The organism is Bradyrhizobium sp. CCBAU 51745 (genome assembly GCF_028128715.1).
GTDB classification, from domain to species: Bacteria; Pseudomonadota; Alphaproteobacteria; order Rhizobiales; family Xanthobacteraceae; genus Bradyrhizobium; species Bradyrhizobium manausense.
Map to the genome: position 1 here is coordinate 208,509 of NZ_LBJP01000088.1, position 17,105 is coordinate 225,613.

Below are 17,105 nucleotides of genomic sequence, written 5' to 3' on the forward strand. Positions count from 1 at the left end.
TCAGGTCGTCGGGCTGATCAGGAATTTAAAGCCGTATTTTTCCAGAATGGTCTTGGCCGCTTTGGTCCGCAGGAAGGCGAGATAGTCGTTGGTCTCGGGCTTGGCGGTGGTGGTTGCCGCGACCGGATAGATGATCGCGGGATGCGAATCCGCCGGGAAGGTGGCGACGATCTTGACGCCGGGCTCGACCTTGGCGTCGGTGGAATAGACGATGCCGAGATTGGCCTCGCCGCGGGCCACCAGCGTCAGCGCGGCGCGCACGCTCTCGGCCATCGCGAATTTCGGTTCGGCAGCCTGCCAGGCGCCCAGCTTCTCCAGTGCGGCCTTGGCGTATTTGCCTGCTGGCACCGACTTGACGTCGCCGGTCGCGATCCTGCCGTCGCCGGCGAGTTTTGCGAGATCAAAACCTTGCGCGATCGTGACGTTGTCGATCCTGGCATCCTTTGGCGCGATCAGCACGATGCTGTTGCCGAGCAGGTTGACTCTGGAAGGCACGTTGATGGTCTTCTTGGCGACGGCATAGTCCATCCAGTCGGTATCAGCCGAGATGAACACGTCGGCCGGCGCGCCCTGCTCGATCTGTTTTGCCAGCACCGAGCTCGCAGCATAGCTGACGCTGAATTTGATGCCGGTCTTGGCGGTGTAGGCGGCATCGACCTCGTCCAGCGCGTTCTTCATCGAGGCGGCGGCGAAAACCGTGATGGTCTTGTCCTCGGCGCTGGCAGGCGCGAGGCCCGCGAGCATGACGAAGGCAATGAAAAGTCCGGCGATACGATACATCGATGGCGCTCCGTGCGAGCCCGCGCGCGCAAACGCACGCGCAAATCTGGCGGTGGGTGGTTGGATCGCGACGGGCGGAAGCGCTGTTCCACGTCCCCCCGCGACGGCTTACGGCCGGCGGGGATATCGCAGCTGCGAGGATAGCAGGCTAAGGCCGGAGGTCAAAGGACCCGCTTATTGCGCTGGCAGGATGGAAATGGACAGGGAATTGTCCTTGGCGCCGCTGATCTGGAGCACGAAGGGCTTGTCCGACAGCTCGTATTTCATGGCCTTGCGGATGCCGTCACAATCGGTCGCGCCGCTGAAGGCCACGGGTTTCAGGACATGCCCCTCCTGGACCAGATCGACCCAGGCGCCGGAGGACAGACTGATCGTGTAGAGACCGGCCTTGGCCGCCTGGATGCTGATGAAGCCGGCAAAGGTGCCGTCCTTCGGCGCGCGCTCGGGCGGCGACGGCAGCTTTGCTTCGTTAGGTGCGACCAGCCCCAGCGTGATCGCCGAGGAGGGCACCGCAGCCTGCTCGGCTCCCGACGCCAGCTTGGCACGGTCAGGTGCAGTCAGCGCGGCACGGTCGCGCTCGATCGACCATTTGAACTTGTCGCAGCCGCTGGGCTCCTCCGCGGCAAAGGCAGAGGTCGCGCTGATCGAGAGCACGGCAAGGAAGCTGAGGGCGCGCATGTCAATTCTCATCGTTGGCCACGCGGTGGCGCGGCGTGCGGTCAGGTTTTGTCGGAGGCGGGATGCGCATCCCGAAATGCCGCAGGCTTACGGCCGTGGGGCAAGGCGGATATTAGTGCCTTTGGGGAGTGCGTACCAACCAACTCATCGTCATCCCGGGGCGCGCGTAGCGCGAGCCCGGGATCCATAACCGCAGGATCGCATTTGGCGAAGAGTCGGAGTGACCACTTCGCGCCTCACGACGTCCTGGGAGTATGGGTCCCGGCCTGCGCCGGGACGACGGCGGTGTGTGAGGCACCAGCGTGCCCACATGCCCTACGGCTTCGCGTCCGGCGCCCGCAGCACGGCTTTGCAGGCCGCCGGCATCTGCGCCAAGGTCATCGGCGGCTTTGGTTTCGGCGGCTCAGGCGGCGGCTTGGGATGCAGCACGCCCTCGCTGAACCAATAGGCGAGATCGGAGGGCTTGCAGCCTTCGTCCTCGGATTGCGACGGCTGGCCCTTGCAGTCGCTGGCGCCGGCCGGGCAGCGCATGCGGATGTGGAAGTGATAGTCGTGGCCCCACCACGGCCGGATCTTCGACAGCCAGGAGCGGTCACCCTTGGCCTCACGACACAGCGCCTTCTTGATCGCAGGATTGACGAAGATGCGCTGCACCGCCGGCTCCTGCGCCGCATCGCGCAGCACCAGCACATGGCCTGATGTGAAGACTTTGGGATCGATGTCGAGGCGATCCTCGCGCACCATCATCACCGCCGACATCTCCTCGCGCTCCTCGCGCGAGAGCCGGTGGTCCGGCATCGGCGTCAGCCAGATGTCGGCGTCCAGCCCGATCTGATGGCTGGCATGGCCTGACAGCGCCGGCCCGCCGCGCGGCTGGCCGATATCGCCGACCAGGATGCCCGGCCAGCCCGCGTCCTTGTGCGCCTTGGCCGCCAGGCGCTTGATCAGCGCGATTATGTCGGGGTGGCCGTAGTTGCGATTGCGCGACAGCCGCATCACCTGCCAGGTGTCGCCGTTGAGCGGCATCTGCTCGGCGCCGCCGATGCAGCCCTTCACATAGGAGCCGATCACGTGCGCCGGCCCTTTCGAGGGCAGCAGTTTTCGCGCGAACAGCTCCTTGGCGCCGATCTTGGGATCATTGGGATTGGCGAGCGGCGGCAGCGGCTTCGGGTTCACGCTGCCCTTGTCCTGGGCCAGCGCGCCGCCAGCGGCCAGGACTTTTATGACGACGAGCGTCATCGCAAGCAGGAGAGGAATGATGCGGCGGCGACTCATCTTGACACTCTTATAGCCCATCGCGGAGCCGATGCCGCGCGCGGCGATGCGCCCAGCACGACATTTAATTTTCCGCCGATCATCCCCATGCCGGCCGTTCCTTAACGGTGCGATAACTCTATCCTGCATTGACCAAAATTCGTGCGTGGAGCGAGATGCGCGTGCCGCCTGCATGCAAGCGGCGTCTGTTCCGGAATTGATTCATGGAGACTGCGCGTTTTTGCGCCTTCTCTCTCGCCGATCGCGACGCGGAAGCAGGTTCGACGCGCCTGGCGAGGCTTCTCGCGCCTCGCGAACGGGCAAAATGGTCCGACGCTCGGCCCGCTTGTCGGTGCCGCCGCTGGCCAGGATTACTTTTCTTTCAGATACTTGGAGCAAGAGTTGCGGCCGCTGGGCGCGGTTAAGGCGTGTGAAGTTGAGTTTGGGGTCCAAAAAAACAAAAAAGCGAAAGCAGGGCGTGGTCGCGGGACAGCCGCGCAAGCCGCGCTTTGCGCGCGCGAATCGTCCGCTGATCGAACGCGATCTGCTCATGCAGAGCCGCGCGGAAGCTGAAGCCGCCATCGCGGAAGCCCGCAGGTCGCACGACCGGCTGCGCCAGGCCGTCGATCTCCTGCCGCAAGGCATCGTCATCCTCGATCCCGAAGGCCGCTACGTTCTCTGGAACAAGCAGTACGCCGAGATCTACAGCAAGACCGCCGATCTGTTCCAGGAAGGCGCGCGTCTGGAGGACACGCTGCGCGTCGGCGTCGCCCGCGGCGACTATCCGGAAGCGGCCGGCCACGAGGAGGAGTGGATCGCCGCACGGTTGAAGAAGCTCTACGAGCCCGGCAAGCGTCATGAGCAGACGTTGTCCGACGGCCGCGTCATTCTGATCGAGGAACGCCGCACCGATGACGGCGGCGTGGTCGGCCTGCGCGTCGACATCACCGAATTGAAGCAGCGCGAGGCCTCGTTCCGCCTGCTGTTCGACGGCAATCCCGTCCCCATGATCGTCTGCGCGTTGGACGACGAGCGCATCCTCGGCGTCAATGACGCCGCGATCGCGCATTACGGCTACAGCCGCGCCGAGTTCGAGCGGCTGAAGATCCGCTCGCTGCAGGCCTTCGACAGCGAGCCGCCCTGGACCGCCGACCGGTCCAGCGACGAGCAGGCCGCGCGCATCTGGAAGCACGTCAAGGCCGACGGTGCGCTGATCGACCTTGCGATCTATTCCCGCGAATTGACCTATGCCGACCGGCCCGCGGTGCTGCTGGCGCTGATGGACATCACCGAGCGCAAGCGCGCCGAGGCGCGGCTTGCCTTCATGGCCCAGCATGACGCCCTGACCGGCCTGCCGAACCGCAATTTGCTGCGCCAGACCATGGACGAGATGCTGCTGCACACCCGCCGCAGCTCCGAGAAGGTCGCGGTGCTGATGCTCGGGCTCGACAATTTCAAGGCGGTCAACGACACGCTGGGGCACGCGATAGCCGACAAGCTGTTGCGCGGCGTCGCCAAGCGGCTGCGCTCGACCTTGCGCGAGGAAGACGCGCTGGCACGGCTCAATTCCGACGAGTTCGCGATCGCGCAGAGCGGCCTGGCGCGGCCCGAGGACGCGGTGGGCCTCGCCAAGCGGCTGCTCGAGGCCATCGCCGATCCCTATCTGCTCGACGGCCATTCCGTGGTGATCGGCGCCTCCATCGGCATCGCGATGGCGCCCGGCGACGGCGAGGAGTCCGAAAAGCTGCTCAAGAGCGCCGGCATGGCGCTGTCGCGCGCCAAGCAGGATGCGCGCGGCAGCTTCGCCTTCTTCGAGGCCGCGCTCGATGCCAGGGCGCAGAGTCGCCGCAAGATCGAGGTCGAGCTGCGCGATGCCATCCAGAACGACGTGCTGCGCCCCTATTATCAGCCGCTGATCGACCTATCGAGCGGCCGCATCACCGGCTTCGAGGCTTTGGTGCGCTGGCCGCATGCCGAGCGCGGCATGGTCTCGCCGGCCGAGTTCATTCCGGTCGCTGAAGAGACCGGGCTGATCAATCCGCTCGGCGGCCTGATGCTGCGCCGCGCCTGCCTCGATGCCGCGACCTGGCCGGACGACGTCCGCGTCGCCGTCAATTTGTCGCCGTTGCAGTTTCGCAGCGGCAATCTGCTGTCGGTGGTGACGGACGCGCTGAAGCATTCCGGCCTGCCGCCGCGCCGGCTCGAGCTCGAGATCACCGAGACGCTGCTGCTGGAGAAGAGCGCGCAGGTGCTGGCGACGCTGCATGCGCTGCGTGCGCTCGGCGTGCGCATCTCGATGGACGATTTCGGTACCGGCTATTCCAGCCTCAGCTATCTGCGCAGCTTCCCGTTCGACAAGATCAAGATCGACCAGTCCTTCGTGCGCGATCTCGGTGCAAACCGCGAGGCGCAGGCGATCATCCGCTCCATCGTCAGCCTCGGCAAAGGCCTTGGTGTCACCATCACCGCCGAAGGCGTCGAGACCGAAGCCGAGCTGAGCTGCCTCCGCGCCGAAGGTTGCGACGAGGGCCAGGGTTTTCTGTTCAGCAAGGCCCGGCCGAACGTCGAGATCATCAGCCTGCTCGCGGCGCAGCGCGGCATTGATGGCGCGGATGACGACGACGCGCTGGTGGCGTGATCCAAAGCGCGATTCATCATGATTCTCCAATGTAAGGGACGCGCCGCTCTCTCGGCTAACCTCTCCCGCTTGCGGGAGAGGTCGCGCCGAAGGCGCGGGTGAGGGCTTTCTCCTCTTTGGGGGTTCTCGCGAGGGAGACACCCTCTCCCCAACCCTCCCCCGCAAGCGGGGGAGGGAGCGCAGCGTCAGCGCGGGTTGGCGTCTGCATCTCACGTTCGCGAGCTTCGCGTCTAATACCCGGAGTAGGGGCCGGAGGGCAGGCAGGAATCGTCGACATAGCCGTAGCCGCCGCCATAGTAGCCGCCCCCGGCACATTCGCACCCGGCCGGGCTACGCCTCGTCGAGGGACGCAACTTTCTGCTGGCATCGCCGTTCGAAGGATGTGCTGCTGCGGGTCGTGGCGGACGATGTGGCGGCCTCTCAGCCGCCGGCGAGAATCACCTTTCCCACATCCTCATAATGCGTATCGCGCGCCTGGATCTGCTGGGTGATGGCGTGCATGTCGCGAAACCGCCGCTCGAACGGGTTGCTGCGGAATACGGCCGTGGCGCCGGCCATGCGATAGGCGGTGTCGACCACTTTTGCCGATTGCTGAATGGTCCAGGTCGCGGCGAGGCGGACGGCGCTCCGGTGCGCCGCGCTGAAGACGCCTGATGCCGAGAGGTCGTGCCACATCGCATGTGCTGTCGCGTAGAGATAGGCGCGTGCGGCGCGCAGGTCACCTTCGGTGCGGCCGACCAGGCCCTGGACCGCCTGGTTGTCGCGCATCGCGTGTGCGGCCAGTGACTGGTGCTTGCCGCGCGCCAGCGCGATCGCCGCATCCAGCGTCGCGCGCGCGACGCCGAGCGAGACCGCTGCAAAGCCGAGGCTGAAGGTCGAGCCGGTCGGCAGCCGGTAGAGCGGGCCCGGCTCGCGCAAGGCTTCCGGCACGTCGCGGAATACGGCGAAGCGATCGGGGACGAAGAGGTCTTTCACCTCATAGGAATCGGTGCCGGTGCCGGCAAGGCCGATCGCCTGCCAGACGTCGTGCAGCACCGCGCTGGCAAGCGGAAACAGGATGGTGCGCAACTCCGGCGACCCATCGGCATTTTTCCGGGGCGTGCCATCGGCATTGACGATGCGGACATGCGCGCCGAGCCAGCTCGCCTGCCGCGAGCCCGAGGCAAAATCCCACCGCCCTGTGACGCGGTAGCCGCCTTCCACCGCGCGCGCCTCATGCGCCACCGCGCCCCAGGCGAGGATGCCTGATGCGGTGTTGAAGATCTCGTGCGCGCTATCGTGGTCGAGGGCGGCGGCGATCATCGCGCAGACGCTGTTTTGGCCGAGGCACCAGGCCGTGGAGGCGTCGGCCTTGGCGACCTCCTCCAGCATCTGCATGAAGATCTCTGGCGGTGCTTCCGATCCGCCGAGGCTCCGCGGCAGCAGCGCGCGATAGAGCCCGTTCCCGATCAGCGCCTGGACGACGCCAGACGTCAGCCGCCGTGTCCGCTCGATCTCGTCTGCTTCGTCAGCAATCAGCGGCGCGATGGCCCGCGCCCGCGCGACGAGATCGAATCCGACAGTTCCGTCCATGTCTGCGCTTCCTCGCCCCTTCTACCGTGAGCGGTGAAACGCGATGGTGGTCTATTCGGCGGGAGGGATCAAGGTGGTCCGTGTCGTCAGCCACGCGCACAGAGATGAACGCCCCGATCTGCTGCCTTGCTGCGCTCCTGATCACCTTGTCGAGCCATCGGGTTGAATGCTACGTTTTGTAGCATATACGAGGGGCACGTCATGAAGAAGCCAACCCGCGGCGCCGCCACGCCGCCCGAGCTGAGGCTCGAGGATGCGCCGATGAGCGATATCATCGAGGCCCTCGCCGGCGGGCGAACCACCGCGACCGCGCTCACGAAAGCCTATCTCGCCCGCATCGCAGCTTATGACCGCGGCGGGCCGGCGCTGAATTCCGTCCGCGCGCTCAATCCGGACGCGCTCGCGATCGCAGGCGAGCTCGACGGCACCAGACCGTCGGCGAAACGGCCGCTGGCCGGCGTGCCGATCCTGGTCAAGGACAACATCGCGACCTCGGACCGGCAGCCGACCACGGCGGGATCGCTGGCGCTGGAGGGTGCGCGCGCGCGGCGCGACGCCACGGTCATCAAGCTGCTGCGCAAGGCCGGCGCGGTGATCCTCGGCAAGGCGAATTTGACCGAGTTCGCCAACATTCTCGCGGTCGAGATGCCCTCGGGCTATTCCTCGCTCGGCGGTCAGGTGAGGAATCCTTTCGCGCCGGCGCTGATGGGCGATCACGACATCCCGGTCGTCACTCCGGGTGGATCGAGCTCGGGGTCGGCTGTCGCCGTGGCGGCCGGTTTGTGCGCGGCTTCGATCGGCACCGAAACCTCGGGCTCGCTGCTGCATCCGGCCAGCCGCAACGGCATCGTCACCGTGAAGCCGACGGTCGGGCTGATCAGCCGCGCCGGCATCGTGCCGATCGCGCACAGCCAGGACACGGCGGGGCCTATGACACGCACCGTACGCGACGCGTCGATATTGTTGAACGTGCTGGCCGTCAGCGACCCGCGCGATCCCATCACGGAGCGGCTGCGCAGGCCGGCTGATTACACCGCCGATCTCGCCCGCGATGCGCTGAAAGAGGCGCGCATCGGCGTGCCGAGCGATCCCTCCGATCCGCTGAACGACTGCTATTACGGCAAGCTGCCGCCCAACGGCGCCAAGCTGATGGCCGAGGTCATCGGGATGTTGCAAGATCTCGGGGCCGTCATCGTGCGCGCCAACATGCCGACGCGTGGCTGGCTGGCCGGCCCCGGCACCAAGATGGCCGTGCTCAACCGCAATCCGCTGAGCAAGAACAAGGGCAATCCGACCGGCGCGCCGATCGTGTTTCTCTACGAGCTGAAATACGGTCTGAATCGCTATCTGAAGGATTGGGCGACCAATACCGAAATCAAGACGATGGCCGACATCATCGCTTTCAACGCGGCGAACGCGAAAGAAGCCTTGCGCTTCGGCCAGGACCTGTTTCTCGCCGCCGACCTCACCAAAGGCGATCTGAGCGAGCGCGAGTACAAATCCGCGCGCGCCATGGATCTGCTCGCGGCCAGGACGCATGGCATGGATGCCTACATGAACCAGCACAAGCTTGATGCCGTCCTGTTCCCCGCCGCGATGGGCGCAGCGATTGCTGCCAACGCCGGCTATCCCAGCGTCATGGTGCCCGCAGGCCTCGACCCTGGCGCCGACGGTACGGACATGGATTGCCCGGTCGGTGTCACCTTCGCAGGCCGTGCCTGGAGCGAGCACAAGCTGTTGCAGCTCGCCTACGCCTATGAGCACGCCTCGCAGCTGCGCAAAGCCCCGCCCGGCCTGCCGGCGCTCTGAACCTCGGCCGTGCGGCCTGCGACCAATTGTGATGCCGATCGTCAGAATCCTCCTGGTCCTGCTCGCCTTCGCCTCGCCCGCCTTTGCGCAGGATGGCATCCACGAGCTGAACGCCGCGCGCGATGCCGCCAAGGCCTTCAAGGCCTATATCGACGGGGTCGCGAAAAAGGGCCAGCGGCCTGACCTGACCCGGCCTGACGTCGCCGCCATGCTTGGCCACATCTACGACGTCGACGCATTCGCCCTGCTGCCGCCCCCGGAGGCGAGCGACATGAACTGGCTGCCGGACTGGATCGACGCCGCCAACCAGAGCCACAAGCTCTTCATCTTCTACGGCGCCAAGCCGGGGCCACAGCCTGATCTCGTGGCGGCCGGGCGCAATATGATCGAGTATGGTGACCAATACGCGACGGCGGTCAGCTTCATGATCCGCGGCCTCGCCCGCGAGGCGGTTGCGAGCCAGATGTTCTGGAACGAGCTCCCGCCGGAGCATCGCACCCGCATCCGCGAGGAGGGATTTGCGGGCCTCCGCAGGAACAGCGCCCTCTACATCCTGTCCACGGTCTGCGCGGCGATCCAGGGCGCCAGCAAGCCCGAAAACGCCCGCCTGGTGGCGGCTTCGCTGCGCGACACGCGCGAGGTTTGGGCGAGCTATCTGTTGCCGGAGGACCGCACGCGCGTGATCGCCGAGCTCGCCGACCTGCCAAAATGGGCGCCGGACGAAGTCGCCCGCGCCGATCTCGGCAAATTCACAGCTGCGCTGCAGGTGGTGAATTAGGCGCTCACGAAACCGGGCTGCTTTGCCCGAGCCGCGGCTCCGTGCCCGCGAGCAGCCGCTGAATATTGGCGCGATGGCGGATGATCACATAGAGGCTGCCTGCGATCACCAGCAGCCGATAGGGCAGCGGGTGCGGCAGGCTGCAGACGAGAATGACGGCGGTCATCGCCGCCAGCATCGAGCTCAAGGAGACGATCCGCGACAGCGCCAGCGCGATGCCGAAGACTGCCGCCGCACCCAGTCCCACCGGCCATGATATCGCCAGCAGCACACCAAGACCGGTCGCCGCCGATTTGCCGCCGGTGAAATTCAGCCAGATCGAGCGGCCGTGACCGAGCAACGCGGCAATGCCGGCAAGGCTCACCCCCCATGGCACCCAGGCTTGCAGATCGGCCGCCGTCGGCGAGGTCGGAGACATTACGCCATACAGCCAGGGGCAGAACGCGCGGGCAATGAGGATCGCAGCCACGCCCTTCAGCACATCGACGACGAGCACCGCCAGGGCCGGCCATTTGCCAAGAGTCCGCAGCACATTCGTCGCGCCGGTCGATCTGGAGCCATGCGCCCTGATATCGATGCCCCCAAGCAGTTTGCCCGCGAGATAGCCCGTGGGTATCGAGCCGAGCAGATAGGCGATCACCAATCCGGCTGCGCTCGCGATCCAGAAAGCCATCGATACGTGTCCAATGTCCGCGACGCCATGTTATCGCGGACTTCGCCTGATCGCCATCATCCCCTCGCGCCGTGTTGCATTCGCCTGCCTGAAATGAAGGCTCGTCCGACGCTTGCAACGCCGCAAAACGGTCACACATCGAACGGCATTCTCGCGATGTCGTCGTGGGGAATGGTGGGGCCTGACATGCGGACATGGACCAGCGTCGTTGCAGCGGTGTGTGCCGTGATCTTCAGTCCCGTCACCGCCGAGCCTGCATCAGCCTGCGGCAGTCCGCACGAAATTCACGACGGATGGGCGATGTCCGCGCCGGACAAGCAAGGACTGAACGCGGCACTACTGTGCGCGATGGACGAGGGTATCCGCGGCGGCAAGCTCGCCAATGTCGACGACATCATCGTCATCAGGCACGGCGTGCTCGTCTACGAGAGCTACTACGACTATCCGCATCAGCTCAATTACGACGCGACCACGCGGCACAACGGCTATTCCATGACCAAGAGCGTGGTCTCGCTGCTGGTTGGCATCGCCATGGATCGCGGTTTGATCAAGGATCTGGACGCTCCGATCGCGTCGTATCTGCCCGACGATGCGAGCTTGCGCGGATCCGACAACGATCGCATTACGTTGCGCCATCTCCTGACGATGTCGGCAGGATTGGGCTTCGAGAGGGCTCCCGGCGTTTCCTTCCAGTATAACAATGCGGAAACGGAGTTGATCGGCACCATCCTGAAGAAGGTCACCGGGAAAGGCGTCGACGTGCTGGCTCGGGAGAATATCTTCGCCCCGCTCGGGATCGAGGATGTTGCCTGGTATAAGCATCCGGTGAACGGTCTTCCCACGTCGTCGAGCGGCCTGAGCCTGCGGCCGCGCGATTGGGCGAAGATCGGCCAGCTCGTTCTCAATCGCGGTGCCTGGAACGGCAGGCAGATCGTTTCGGCCTCCTGGATCGATCAATCGACGGCCGCGCACATCGAGACGGACAAGGCCGCGTTCAGCTATGGCTATCAATGGTGGGTCGGGCATTCGCCCGACAAGGACGGCGCCATTCAATGGGCCGCTGCACTTGGCTTCAATTCGCAAAAGACCATCATCATCCCCGCGCTCGACATGGTCGTCGTCTTCAACGCGGGCCGGGAATCCAAGAACATGGTCGCGCCCGAGCTGGACCTGCTGGATCGCTACATCCTGCCGGCGACCTCGCGGAATTGATCGAAGCATCGGCGTTACTCGGCCGAGCTGGTTATGCAAGCCATGCATAATCATATTTTGACCTGACATTGGATTTCCACCGGTCAGGCCGGCACCTTCCCGGAAAAGCCAATTCCGTCCGGGGAGTGCGATATGTCCGACAACAGGCAGGCAGAACGTCCGTCCGATGCGAGCTTGACCCGCCGCCGCCTGGTGTCGCTCGCGGCGACGACCACGGGCGCGATTGGTTCGACGATGCTAAATCTGCCCGCGTTCGCCGAGGAGAAGACAGCCGTGGCCACCGACCGGATCGAAAAACTGCTGCCGGGCTTTCGCCGTAGCCGCATCAGGACATCGGGCGCGGAGATCAACACCGTCGTGAAAGGCGAGGGGCCGCCGCTCCTGTTGTTGCACGGCCATCCGCAAACGCTGGTGTGCTGGCACAAGGTCGCGCCAAAGCTCGCCGAGCGTTTCACGGTCGTGCTCACCGACCTCAGGGGCTACGGCGATTCCAGCAAGCCCGACGGCGGCAAGGACAGCATCGCCTATTCCAAGCGCGAGATGGCGCGCGACCAGGTCGAGGTGATGCGCGCGCTCGGCTTCGAGCGCTTCTTCGCGGCAGGTCACGACCGCGGCGGACGCGTCCTGCACCGCCTGCTGCTGGATCATCCCGCCGCCGTGACCAGGGCCGCCGTGCTCGACATCGCGCCGACCGCGACGATGTACGCCCAGGTGACCAAGGATTTTGCCATGCGCTACATGTGGTGGTTCTTCCTGAGCCAGCCCGCGCCGCTGCCGGAAACCCTGATCGGCAACAATCTCGACTTCTATCTGCAGGCGCATATCAACAAGCAGAACAAGACGCCGGGCGCGATCGATCCGCTCGCCCTCGCGGAATACCGCCGCTGCTATACGGCTGAGACGCTGCACGCCGTCTGCGAGGATTACCGCGCCGCCGCCGGCATCGATCTGGTCCACGATGCGGCCGATGCAGACAAGCGGATCGCGTGCCCGTTGCTCGCGCTGTGGGGCGAAAAGGGCGTCGTCGGATCGACCTACGACGTGCGCCAGACCTGGCGCGAAAAGGCCGTGGAGATCAGCGGCGAAAGCCTGCCTTGCGGACATTATCTGCCCGAGGAGGCGCCGGAGCTGGTGATCGAAAAGCTGCGCAACTTCTTCACTTGATCCCGCCCGCATTGAACCTGCCCGGCCTCCAGGCGCACCAAAGCCACTGAAGCCCCTGACATCAGCGGCGAGGAACGTGCGATGAAGGCCCTGAAAGCATCGATCTGTGTTGCGATGACCGCGCTCGCGCTGAGCTTGTCGCTGGCCACGCCGTCTCATGCAAGCGAGGATGAGGCCGGCACGCTCACCCGGCAGATGAAAGAGCTTTATCGGGCCGGCAAATACACCGAGGCGCTGCCGCTCGCCCAGCAGGCGCTGGCCCTGCGCGAGAAGGAATTCGGCGCCGACGATGCCCACGTCGCGATGCCGTTGAATGACCTCGGCACCATTCATTACAATCTCGGTCAATATCCGGTCGCCGAGCTCCTGTACAAGCGCTCGCTGGCGATCCGGGAGAAGACGCTCGGCCCTGACGATCCCGAGGTCGCGATGGTGCTGAACAATCTCGGCGAGCTCTACCGCGTGGAAGAGCGCTACGCCGATGCGGAGCCGCTGCTGAAGCGGTCGCTCGCGATCGGCGAGAAGGCGCGCGGTCCCAACGATCCCTCCATCGTGCTGGCGCTGAGCAACCTCGCCGCCGTCTACAGCAATCAGCACCGCTACGACCAGGCCGTGCCGCTGTTCAAGCGCGGGCTCGCCGTGCTCGAGAAGGCGCACGGTCCGGACGATCCCGAAGCCACGGTGCTGATGAGCAATCTCGCCGACGCCTATATCCACCGGCATCGCTATGCCGAGGCCGAGCGGCTGCTCAAGCGCGCGATGGCGGTAACGGAGAAGGCGTATGGGCCCGATCACCCCGATATCGCGCAGGCGCAGAACAACCTGGCCGCACTCTACGGGCGCCAGGGCCGTCTGGCTGACGCCGAGCGGCTGTACAAGCAATCGGTCGCCACCATGGAGAAGACGCTCGGCCCTGACCATCCTGACATTGCCGACGTGCTGGAGAATTTGGCCGATCTCTACAAGGATGAGGGCCGCTACGCCGACGCGCAGCAAGTCATCAAGCGGTCGATGGCCATTCGCGGCAAGACAGGGGCGATCTGAACAGGCCCGCGCGAAGCGCCTTTGCTGTGAGGATCATCGCGGATCGCGTTGAGAGGTTGCCGTGCCGATGCTTGCAAGACTGCTCGGACTTGTCCTCGCCCTGTCGTGGCTCGGATTGTCTGCCGCAACGGCCGCCGGCGGCCCGTCGAAGGACATCCTGCGCGGCGCATGGACACTCGAGATGGACCGCTACGACCGGCCATGGCTCACCTTCAACGACGTCAACCACAAGACAGTGTTTCGCTTCGGCTGCGGGACGCATTACGAGCTCGATGCGGTCTATCCGGGGCAGGCCCCGAAGCAGGATCACACCGAGGCCACGATCACGATCGGCAACGGCAAGACGCAGATGGATTTTGCCGGCTTCACCTACGCCGCCCCCGAAAACTTCCCGCCTGACACCTCGTGGTTCAACCAGGCGGACCTCGGCCATCCCGACCTCGGCGAGGACGTCTGGGGCGAGCTGGAAACTCAATTCCTGGATCTCCTAAGCTCCGGCCAGCCGCTGACGGTTTCGGCCGAGGGCAAGAGCTACGTGCTGCCGCCAGTCAAGGCGTCGCGCTGGCGCGCGCGCTTTCAGAAGGTCTGCTGACGCGCCGGCCGCAAGCAGGCCGGTCGTCCCCGGCGTCAGCTTTCCATTTTTTATCGCATTGACGGCGCGACCATGTCGGCATGGGCGGGTCTCGACCGTCCTTGGGTGGACACGCCGCGGAAGTGCTGTCAACCAATCCCGCGCACGGGCCGCGATGTCGTCACCTCGCGCCGTCAAATATCGAACTGGAGCAATAACCCATGAGAATCACCGTCGAAACCAGCGTCGCCGCCCCCATCGATCAGGTCTGGCGTGCCTACACGACGCCTGCCGACATCGTGAAGTGGAACGCCGCGTCGGACGATTGGCATACGACCAGGGCGACGGTCGATTTGCGCGAAGGCGGCCTGTTCTCGTCCCGCATGGAGGCCAAGGACGGCAGCATGGGTTTCGACTTCGCCGGCACCTACACGAAGATCATCGAGCACAAGCGGATCGAATATGCCTTCGGCGATCGCAAGGCCGAGGTCGATTTCGTGCCTGGCCCCAAGGGCGTTGTCGTCCGCGTCGCCTTCGATGGCGAAACCACCCATTCGGTCGAGCAGCAGCAAGCCGGCTGGCAGGCGATTCTCGACAACTTTGCACGATATGTCGAGGCGAAGCAGAAGGCGTCGTAAGGCGCCGAGTTAACAAAACAGAGGCTGCCGAGCGGGGCTCAGCAGCCTCTTTCCGTGTCAGGTGACAGGGCGATAGCGTCAGCGACGGGTCGGATCTTTGGCTCTGCCTGGACGAAGGGCCTGGGGACCTCCTCCCTGACCGCCATTGCTGCCGCCTGCCGACGCGGCCCCGCCAGTGCTGCCGGTGCCAGCGCTGCCGCCCATGCCGGTTGTGCCGCCGCTCGATCCGGTACCCGCCGAGGAGCCGGCTGCTCCGGTCCCCACACCGGCACCGCCTGTTCCGGCACCAGCGCCGGCACCTGCTCCGCCAGCGCCGCTGCCGCCTGCCTGCGCGTGGGCGAAACCGATCGACGCTCCGGCAAGCAGCGCGCACATGGTCAGCGAGAAGATTGTCTTTCGCATCGTTCAACTCCGTTTGAGGTTGTGCCGGTCAACCGAAGCCGCGTGAGGACGTTCCTAAACCGATGGTGATCCCTCGTGACAGATGAGGCACGATGTCGTGCGCTGCAGGATTGGTGCTTGCCCTTTCGGGGAACAATTCGTAAGCCATGTTCAGCCGACCGGCGACGTTGCCAGGGTCCAGCATTTTGCGGCGCGGTTCGGCTGACAAGATGGAGGATCTCATGCGAATCGCCATTCTGGTTGTTGTCATGGTGGTGGGGCTCTCTTCCGCAGCGCGCGCTGACCGTGATTATCCCTGGTGCGTCATGGGCGGAGAGCTCGGCTATTCCGGCGACTGCATGTATGAGACGCGAGAGCAGTGCCTGGCCTCGGCATCCGGACGATGGAACCTCTATTGCGACATCAATCCGCGCGTGAGGTTCAGGCAGGCGGCGCCACCTCCGCCTCCGCGCCGGACGCAGAGATCACAGTAAGTCCGGCAGGCGCGCGGCAGTCCGCTGCGGCAAGCCGGATTCGAACATCCCCGGAGTCACATCATGCGCGCGGTTCTCCTTCTGCTGGCCTGGATCGCAATGTCCGCGTCCACGCCGGCCTCGGCTCAACGGTTCAACGGCAATTATCCGGTGTGCCTGCAGACATGGGAGTGGGGGGGCGCCACCTATATTTCATGCCAGTATAGTTCCTGGGACGAGTGCAGGGCGGCGGCTTCAGGCCTTTCCGCCATGTGCTTGACGAACCCCTATGTGCAGGAACGGCCGGCCGAGCCGGTCCGCCTTCCGCGTCCCCGATAGGTGCGCTTGCGCGGTCGAACCTCACAGCCAATTGTCTTCGACAAAGCACCAGATCAATCCGCAGGTCAGTGCCAGGCCTGCCAGAAGCTTGTGCGGACTGATGATCAGGATGCCGGGCAGCGGCACCGCGCCATAGGACAGAAGCAGCCAGATCGCGATCGTCGCCAGGGGGACCACCACGATCCCCTCGACTCGCCGAAATCCAAGCAGGCGATCGGGGAGCCAGAACACGGCAATGATCGCGAGCCCTATCGCTCCGATCACGACGACGAGGTAGAGGCCGTATGCAACGGCCATGGCGAGCGTATGCATGCGTCGATCCCGATGAAGATCGCAGGATCCGATCGTGATGGCGCACCGGTTAACGATGCGTGCATACGGCCCCCGGCTCTGCGGCTTGCCCTGGCCTGTCTCGGGCTTGCCCGGATGCGGAAGCGGGCCTGTTGACCGTCGTGTGAAATTCCTCGGCGGGCAAAGGGGCCTTCGCCGAAGGCTTGACGTGCATCAACAATAAAAACAACCGCGCCGCTAAGCTCCGGCAATCGCAGGAGCATAGCTATGTCGGTGCAGGACCATTCCGACGATCGAGAGCGCCATCAAGAGGGCATGTCGACCAAAGCCAAGGCCGGCATCGTGCTGATAGGCCTCCTGATCATCGCCGGCCTGCTCCTGTTCACCGAGCACAGGGCGCATGTGCTCGGGCTGTTCGTCTGGCTGTCGCTCCTCGCCTGTCCGCTGATGCACTTGTTCATGCACGGCCGACATGGCCATCGTCACGGCGGTAACAGGCGAAACGATTCGAGGGGCGTGTGATGCACGATGAGGCACCCGCCAAGGGCCTCTGGACCCTCGTCATCGTCAATTCGGCGGTCCTCATATTGTTCGCCTAATGCTCGTCCATACGTCTGCTCTTGGAGGCAGATCGGATACGGCCGGCGAGGCCAGACGTCGCCAACGAGCCTCGCCGACCAATAAAACGTCACCTCTGACACTCGGCTCACAAGGCAAAGCTCAGAGAAGCTTTGAACCTCTCCTTCGCCACCTCGACCTATGTCTTGGGCGACCCTTGTCCGCGTGAACTTGTGTCGTTGCTGTTCGCCT

General features: G+C 64.9%; 18 protein-coding genes. 11 read left to right on the forward strand and 7 right to left on the reverse strand.

Annotation, left to right across the window (positions count from 1 at the left end; genetic code table 11):
* From modA to mepA, 3 genes are all read right to left on the reverse strand, one after another.
* On the reverse strand, window positions 1-780 hold the full coding sequence (gene modA, locus XH98_RS30080) for a molybdate ABC transporter substrate-binding protein (protein ID WP_271620752.1): 780 nt from the start codon (window positions 778-780) through the stop codon (window positions 1-3).
* 174 nt (window positions 781-954) lie between these two features.
* A complete protein-coding gene (locus tag XH98_RS30085; RefSeq protein WP_271603477.1) occupies window positions 955-1,458 on the reverse strand; it encodes a hypothetical protein in 504 nt (167 codons plus the stop codon).
* 315 nt (window positions 1,459-1,773) lie between these two features.
* Window positions 1,774-2,733, reverse strand: a complete 960-nt coding sequence (gene mepA / locus XH98_RS30090) for a penicillin-insensitive murein endopeptidase (RefSeq protein WP_271620753.1) — start codon at window positions 2,731-2,733, stop codon at window positions 1,774-1,776.
* Window positions 2,734-3,262: 529 nt separating this feature from the next.
* On the opposite strand from mepA, the gene XH98_RS30095 reads away from it, so the two are divergent.
* Complete coding sequence (locus XH98_RS30095; RefSeq protein ID WP_271603950.1) at window positions 3,263-5,350, forward strand: putative bifunctional diguanylate cyclase/phosphodiesterase; 2,088 nt, start codon at window positions 3,263-3,265, stop codon at window positions 5,348-5,350.
* A gap of 420 nt (window positions 5,351-5,770) precedes the next feature.
* Here the strand turns inward: XH98_RS30095 and XH98_RS30100 are convergent, their stop codons facing one another.
* Window positions 5,771-6,922, reverse strand: a complete 1,152-nt coding sequence (locus tag XH98_RS30100) for an acyl-CoA dehydrogenase family protein (protein WP_271620754.1) — start codon at window positions 6,920-6,922, stop codon at window positions 5,771-5,773.
* Window positions 6,923-7,123: 201 nt separating this feature from the next.
* On the opposite strand from XH98_RS30100, the gene XH98_RS30105 reads away from it, so the two are divergent.
* Together XH98_RS30105 and XH98_RS30110 are read left to right on the forward strand one after the other, a co-directional pair.
* Window positions 7,124-8,731, forward strand: a complete 1,608-nt coding sequence (locus tag XH98_RS30105; RefSeq protein WP_271620755.1) for an amidase family protein — start codon at window positions 7,124-7,126, stop codon at window positions 8,729-8,731.
* A gap of 31 nt (window positions 8,732-8,762) precedes the next feature.
* The gene (locus XH98_RS30110) at window positions 8,763-9,509 is read left to right on the forward strand and encodes a hypothetical protein (protein WP_271603481.1); all 747 of its coding nucleotides are present in this window, start codon (window positions 8,763-8,765) and stop codon (window positions 9,507-9,509) included.
* A 4-nt stretch (window positions 9,510-9,513) separates the two neighbouring features.
* On the opposite strand, the gene plsY is transcribed toward XH98_RS30110, so the two are convergent.
* A complete protein-coding gene (plsY, locus tag XH98_RS30115) occupies window positions 9,514-10,182 on the reverse strand; it encodes a glycerol-3-phosphate 1-O-acyltransferase PlsY (protein WP_271620756.1) in 669 nt (222 codons plus the stop codon).
* Window positions 10,183-10,368: 186 nt separating this feature from the next.
* Here plsY and XH98_RS30120 point away from each other — a divergent pair, with 186 nt between their 5' ends.
* From XH98_RS30120 to XH98_RS30140, 5 genes are all read left to right on the forward strand, one after another.
* Window positions 10,369-11,394: a serine hydrolase domain-containing protein gene (locus XH98_RS30120; protein WP_271620757.1), complete on the forward strand. Its 1,026-nt coding sequence runs from the start codon at window positions 10,369-10,371 to the stop codon at window positions 11,392-11,394.
* Between the two features lie 132 nt (window positions 11,395-11,526).
* Window positions 11,527-12,558 (forward strand): alpha/beta fold hydrolase, encoded by a 1,032-nt coding sequence (locus XH98_RS30125; protein WP_333932774.1) that lies wholly within the window; start codon window positions 11,527-11,529, stop codon window positions 12,556-12,558.
* Between the two features lie 81 nt (window positions 12,559-12,639).
* The gene (locus tag XH98_RS30130) at window positions 12,640-13,602 is read left to right on the forward strand and encodes a tetratricopeptide repeat-containing protein (protein WP_271620758.1); all 963 of its coding nucleotides are present in this window, start codon (window positions 12,640-12,642) and stop codon (window positions 13,600-13,602) included.
* 67 nt (window positions 13,603-13,669) lie between these two features.
* On the forward strand, window positions 13,670-14,194 hold the full coding sequence (locus XH98_RS30135; RefSeq protein ID WP_271620798.1) for a hypothetical protein: 525 nt from the start codon (window positions 13,670-13,672) through the stop codon (window positions 14,192-14,194).
* A gap of 200 nt (window positions 14,195-14,394) precedes the next feature.
* A complete protein-coding gene (locus XH98_RS30140) occupies window positions 14,395-14,811 on the forward strand; it encodes an SRPBCC family protein (RefSeq protein WP_271620759.1) in 417 nt (138 codons plus the stop codon).
* 78 nt (window positions 14,812-14,889) lie between these two features.
* On the opposite strand, the gene XH98_RS30145 is transcribed toward XH98_RS30140, so the two are convergent.
* Window positions 14,890-15,213, reverse strand: coding sequence for a hypothetical protein (locus XH98_RS30145; protein WP_271620760.1), 324 nt, complete (start codon window positions 15,211-15,213; stop codon window positions 14,890-14,892).
* 221 nt (window positions 15,214-15,434) lie between these two features.
* Between XH98_RS30145 and XH98_RS30150 the strand changes: the two genes are divergently transcribed.
* A complete protein-coding gene (locus XH98_RS30150) occupies window positions 15,435-15,686 on the forward strand; it encodes a DUF3551 domain-containing protein (protein WP_271603486.1) in 252 nt (83 codons plus the stop codon).
* Between the two features lie 63 nt (window positions 15,687-15,749).
* Window positions 15,750-16,004, forward strand: a complete 255-nt coding sequence (locus XH98_RS30155) for a DUF3551 domain-containing protein (RefSeq protein WP_271620761.1) — start codon at window positions 15,750-15,752, stop codon at window positions 16,002-16,004.
* A 21-nt stretch (window positions 16,005-16,025) separates the two neighbouring features.
* On the opposite strand, the gene XH98_RS30160 is transcribed toward XH98_RS30155, so the two are convergent.
* Window positions 16,026-16,316, reverse strand: a complete 291-nt coding sequence (locus XH98_RS30160) for a hypothetical protein (protein WP_271620762.1) — start codon at window positions 16,314-16,316, stop codon at window positions 16,026-16,028.
* Window positions 16,317-16,562: 246 nt separating this feature from the next.
* Between XH98_RS30160 and XH98_RS30165 the strand changes: the two genes are divergently transcribed.
* Window positions 16,563-16,817 carry a DUF2933 domain-containing protein gene (locus tag XH98_RS30165; RefSeq protein ID WP_271620763.1) on the forward strand — a complete coding sequence of 85 codons (255 nt, stop codon included), beginning with the start codon at window positions 16,563-16,565 and terminating at the stop codon, window positions 16,815-16,817.
* Window positions 16,818-17,105: the final 288 nt, after the last annotated feature.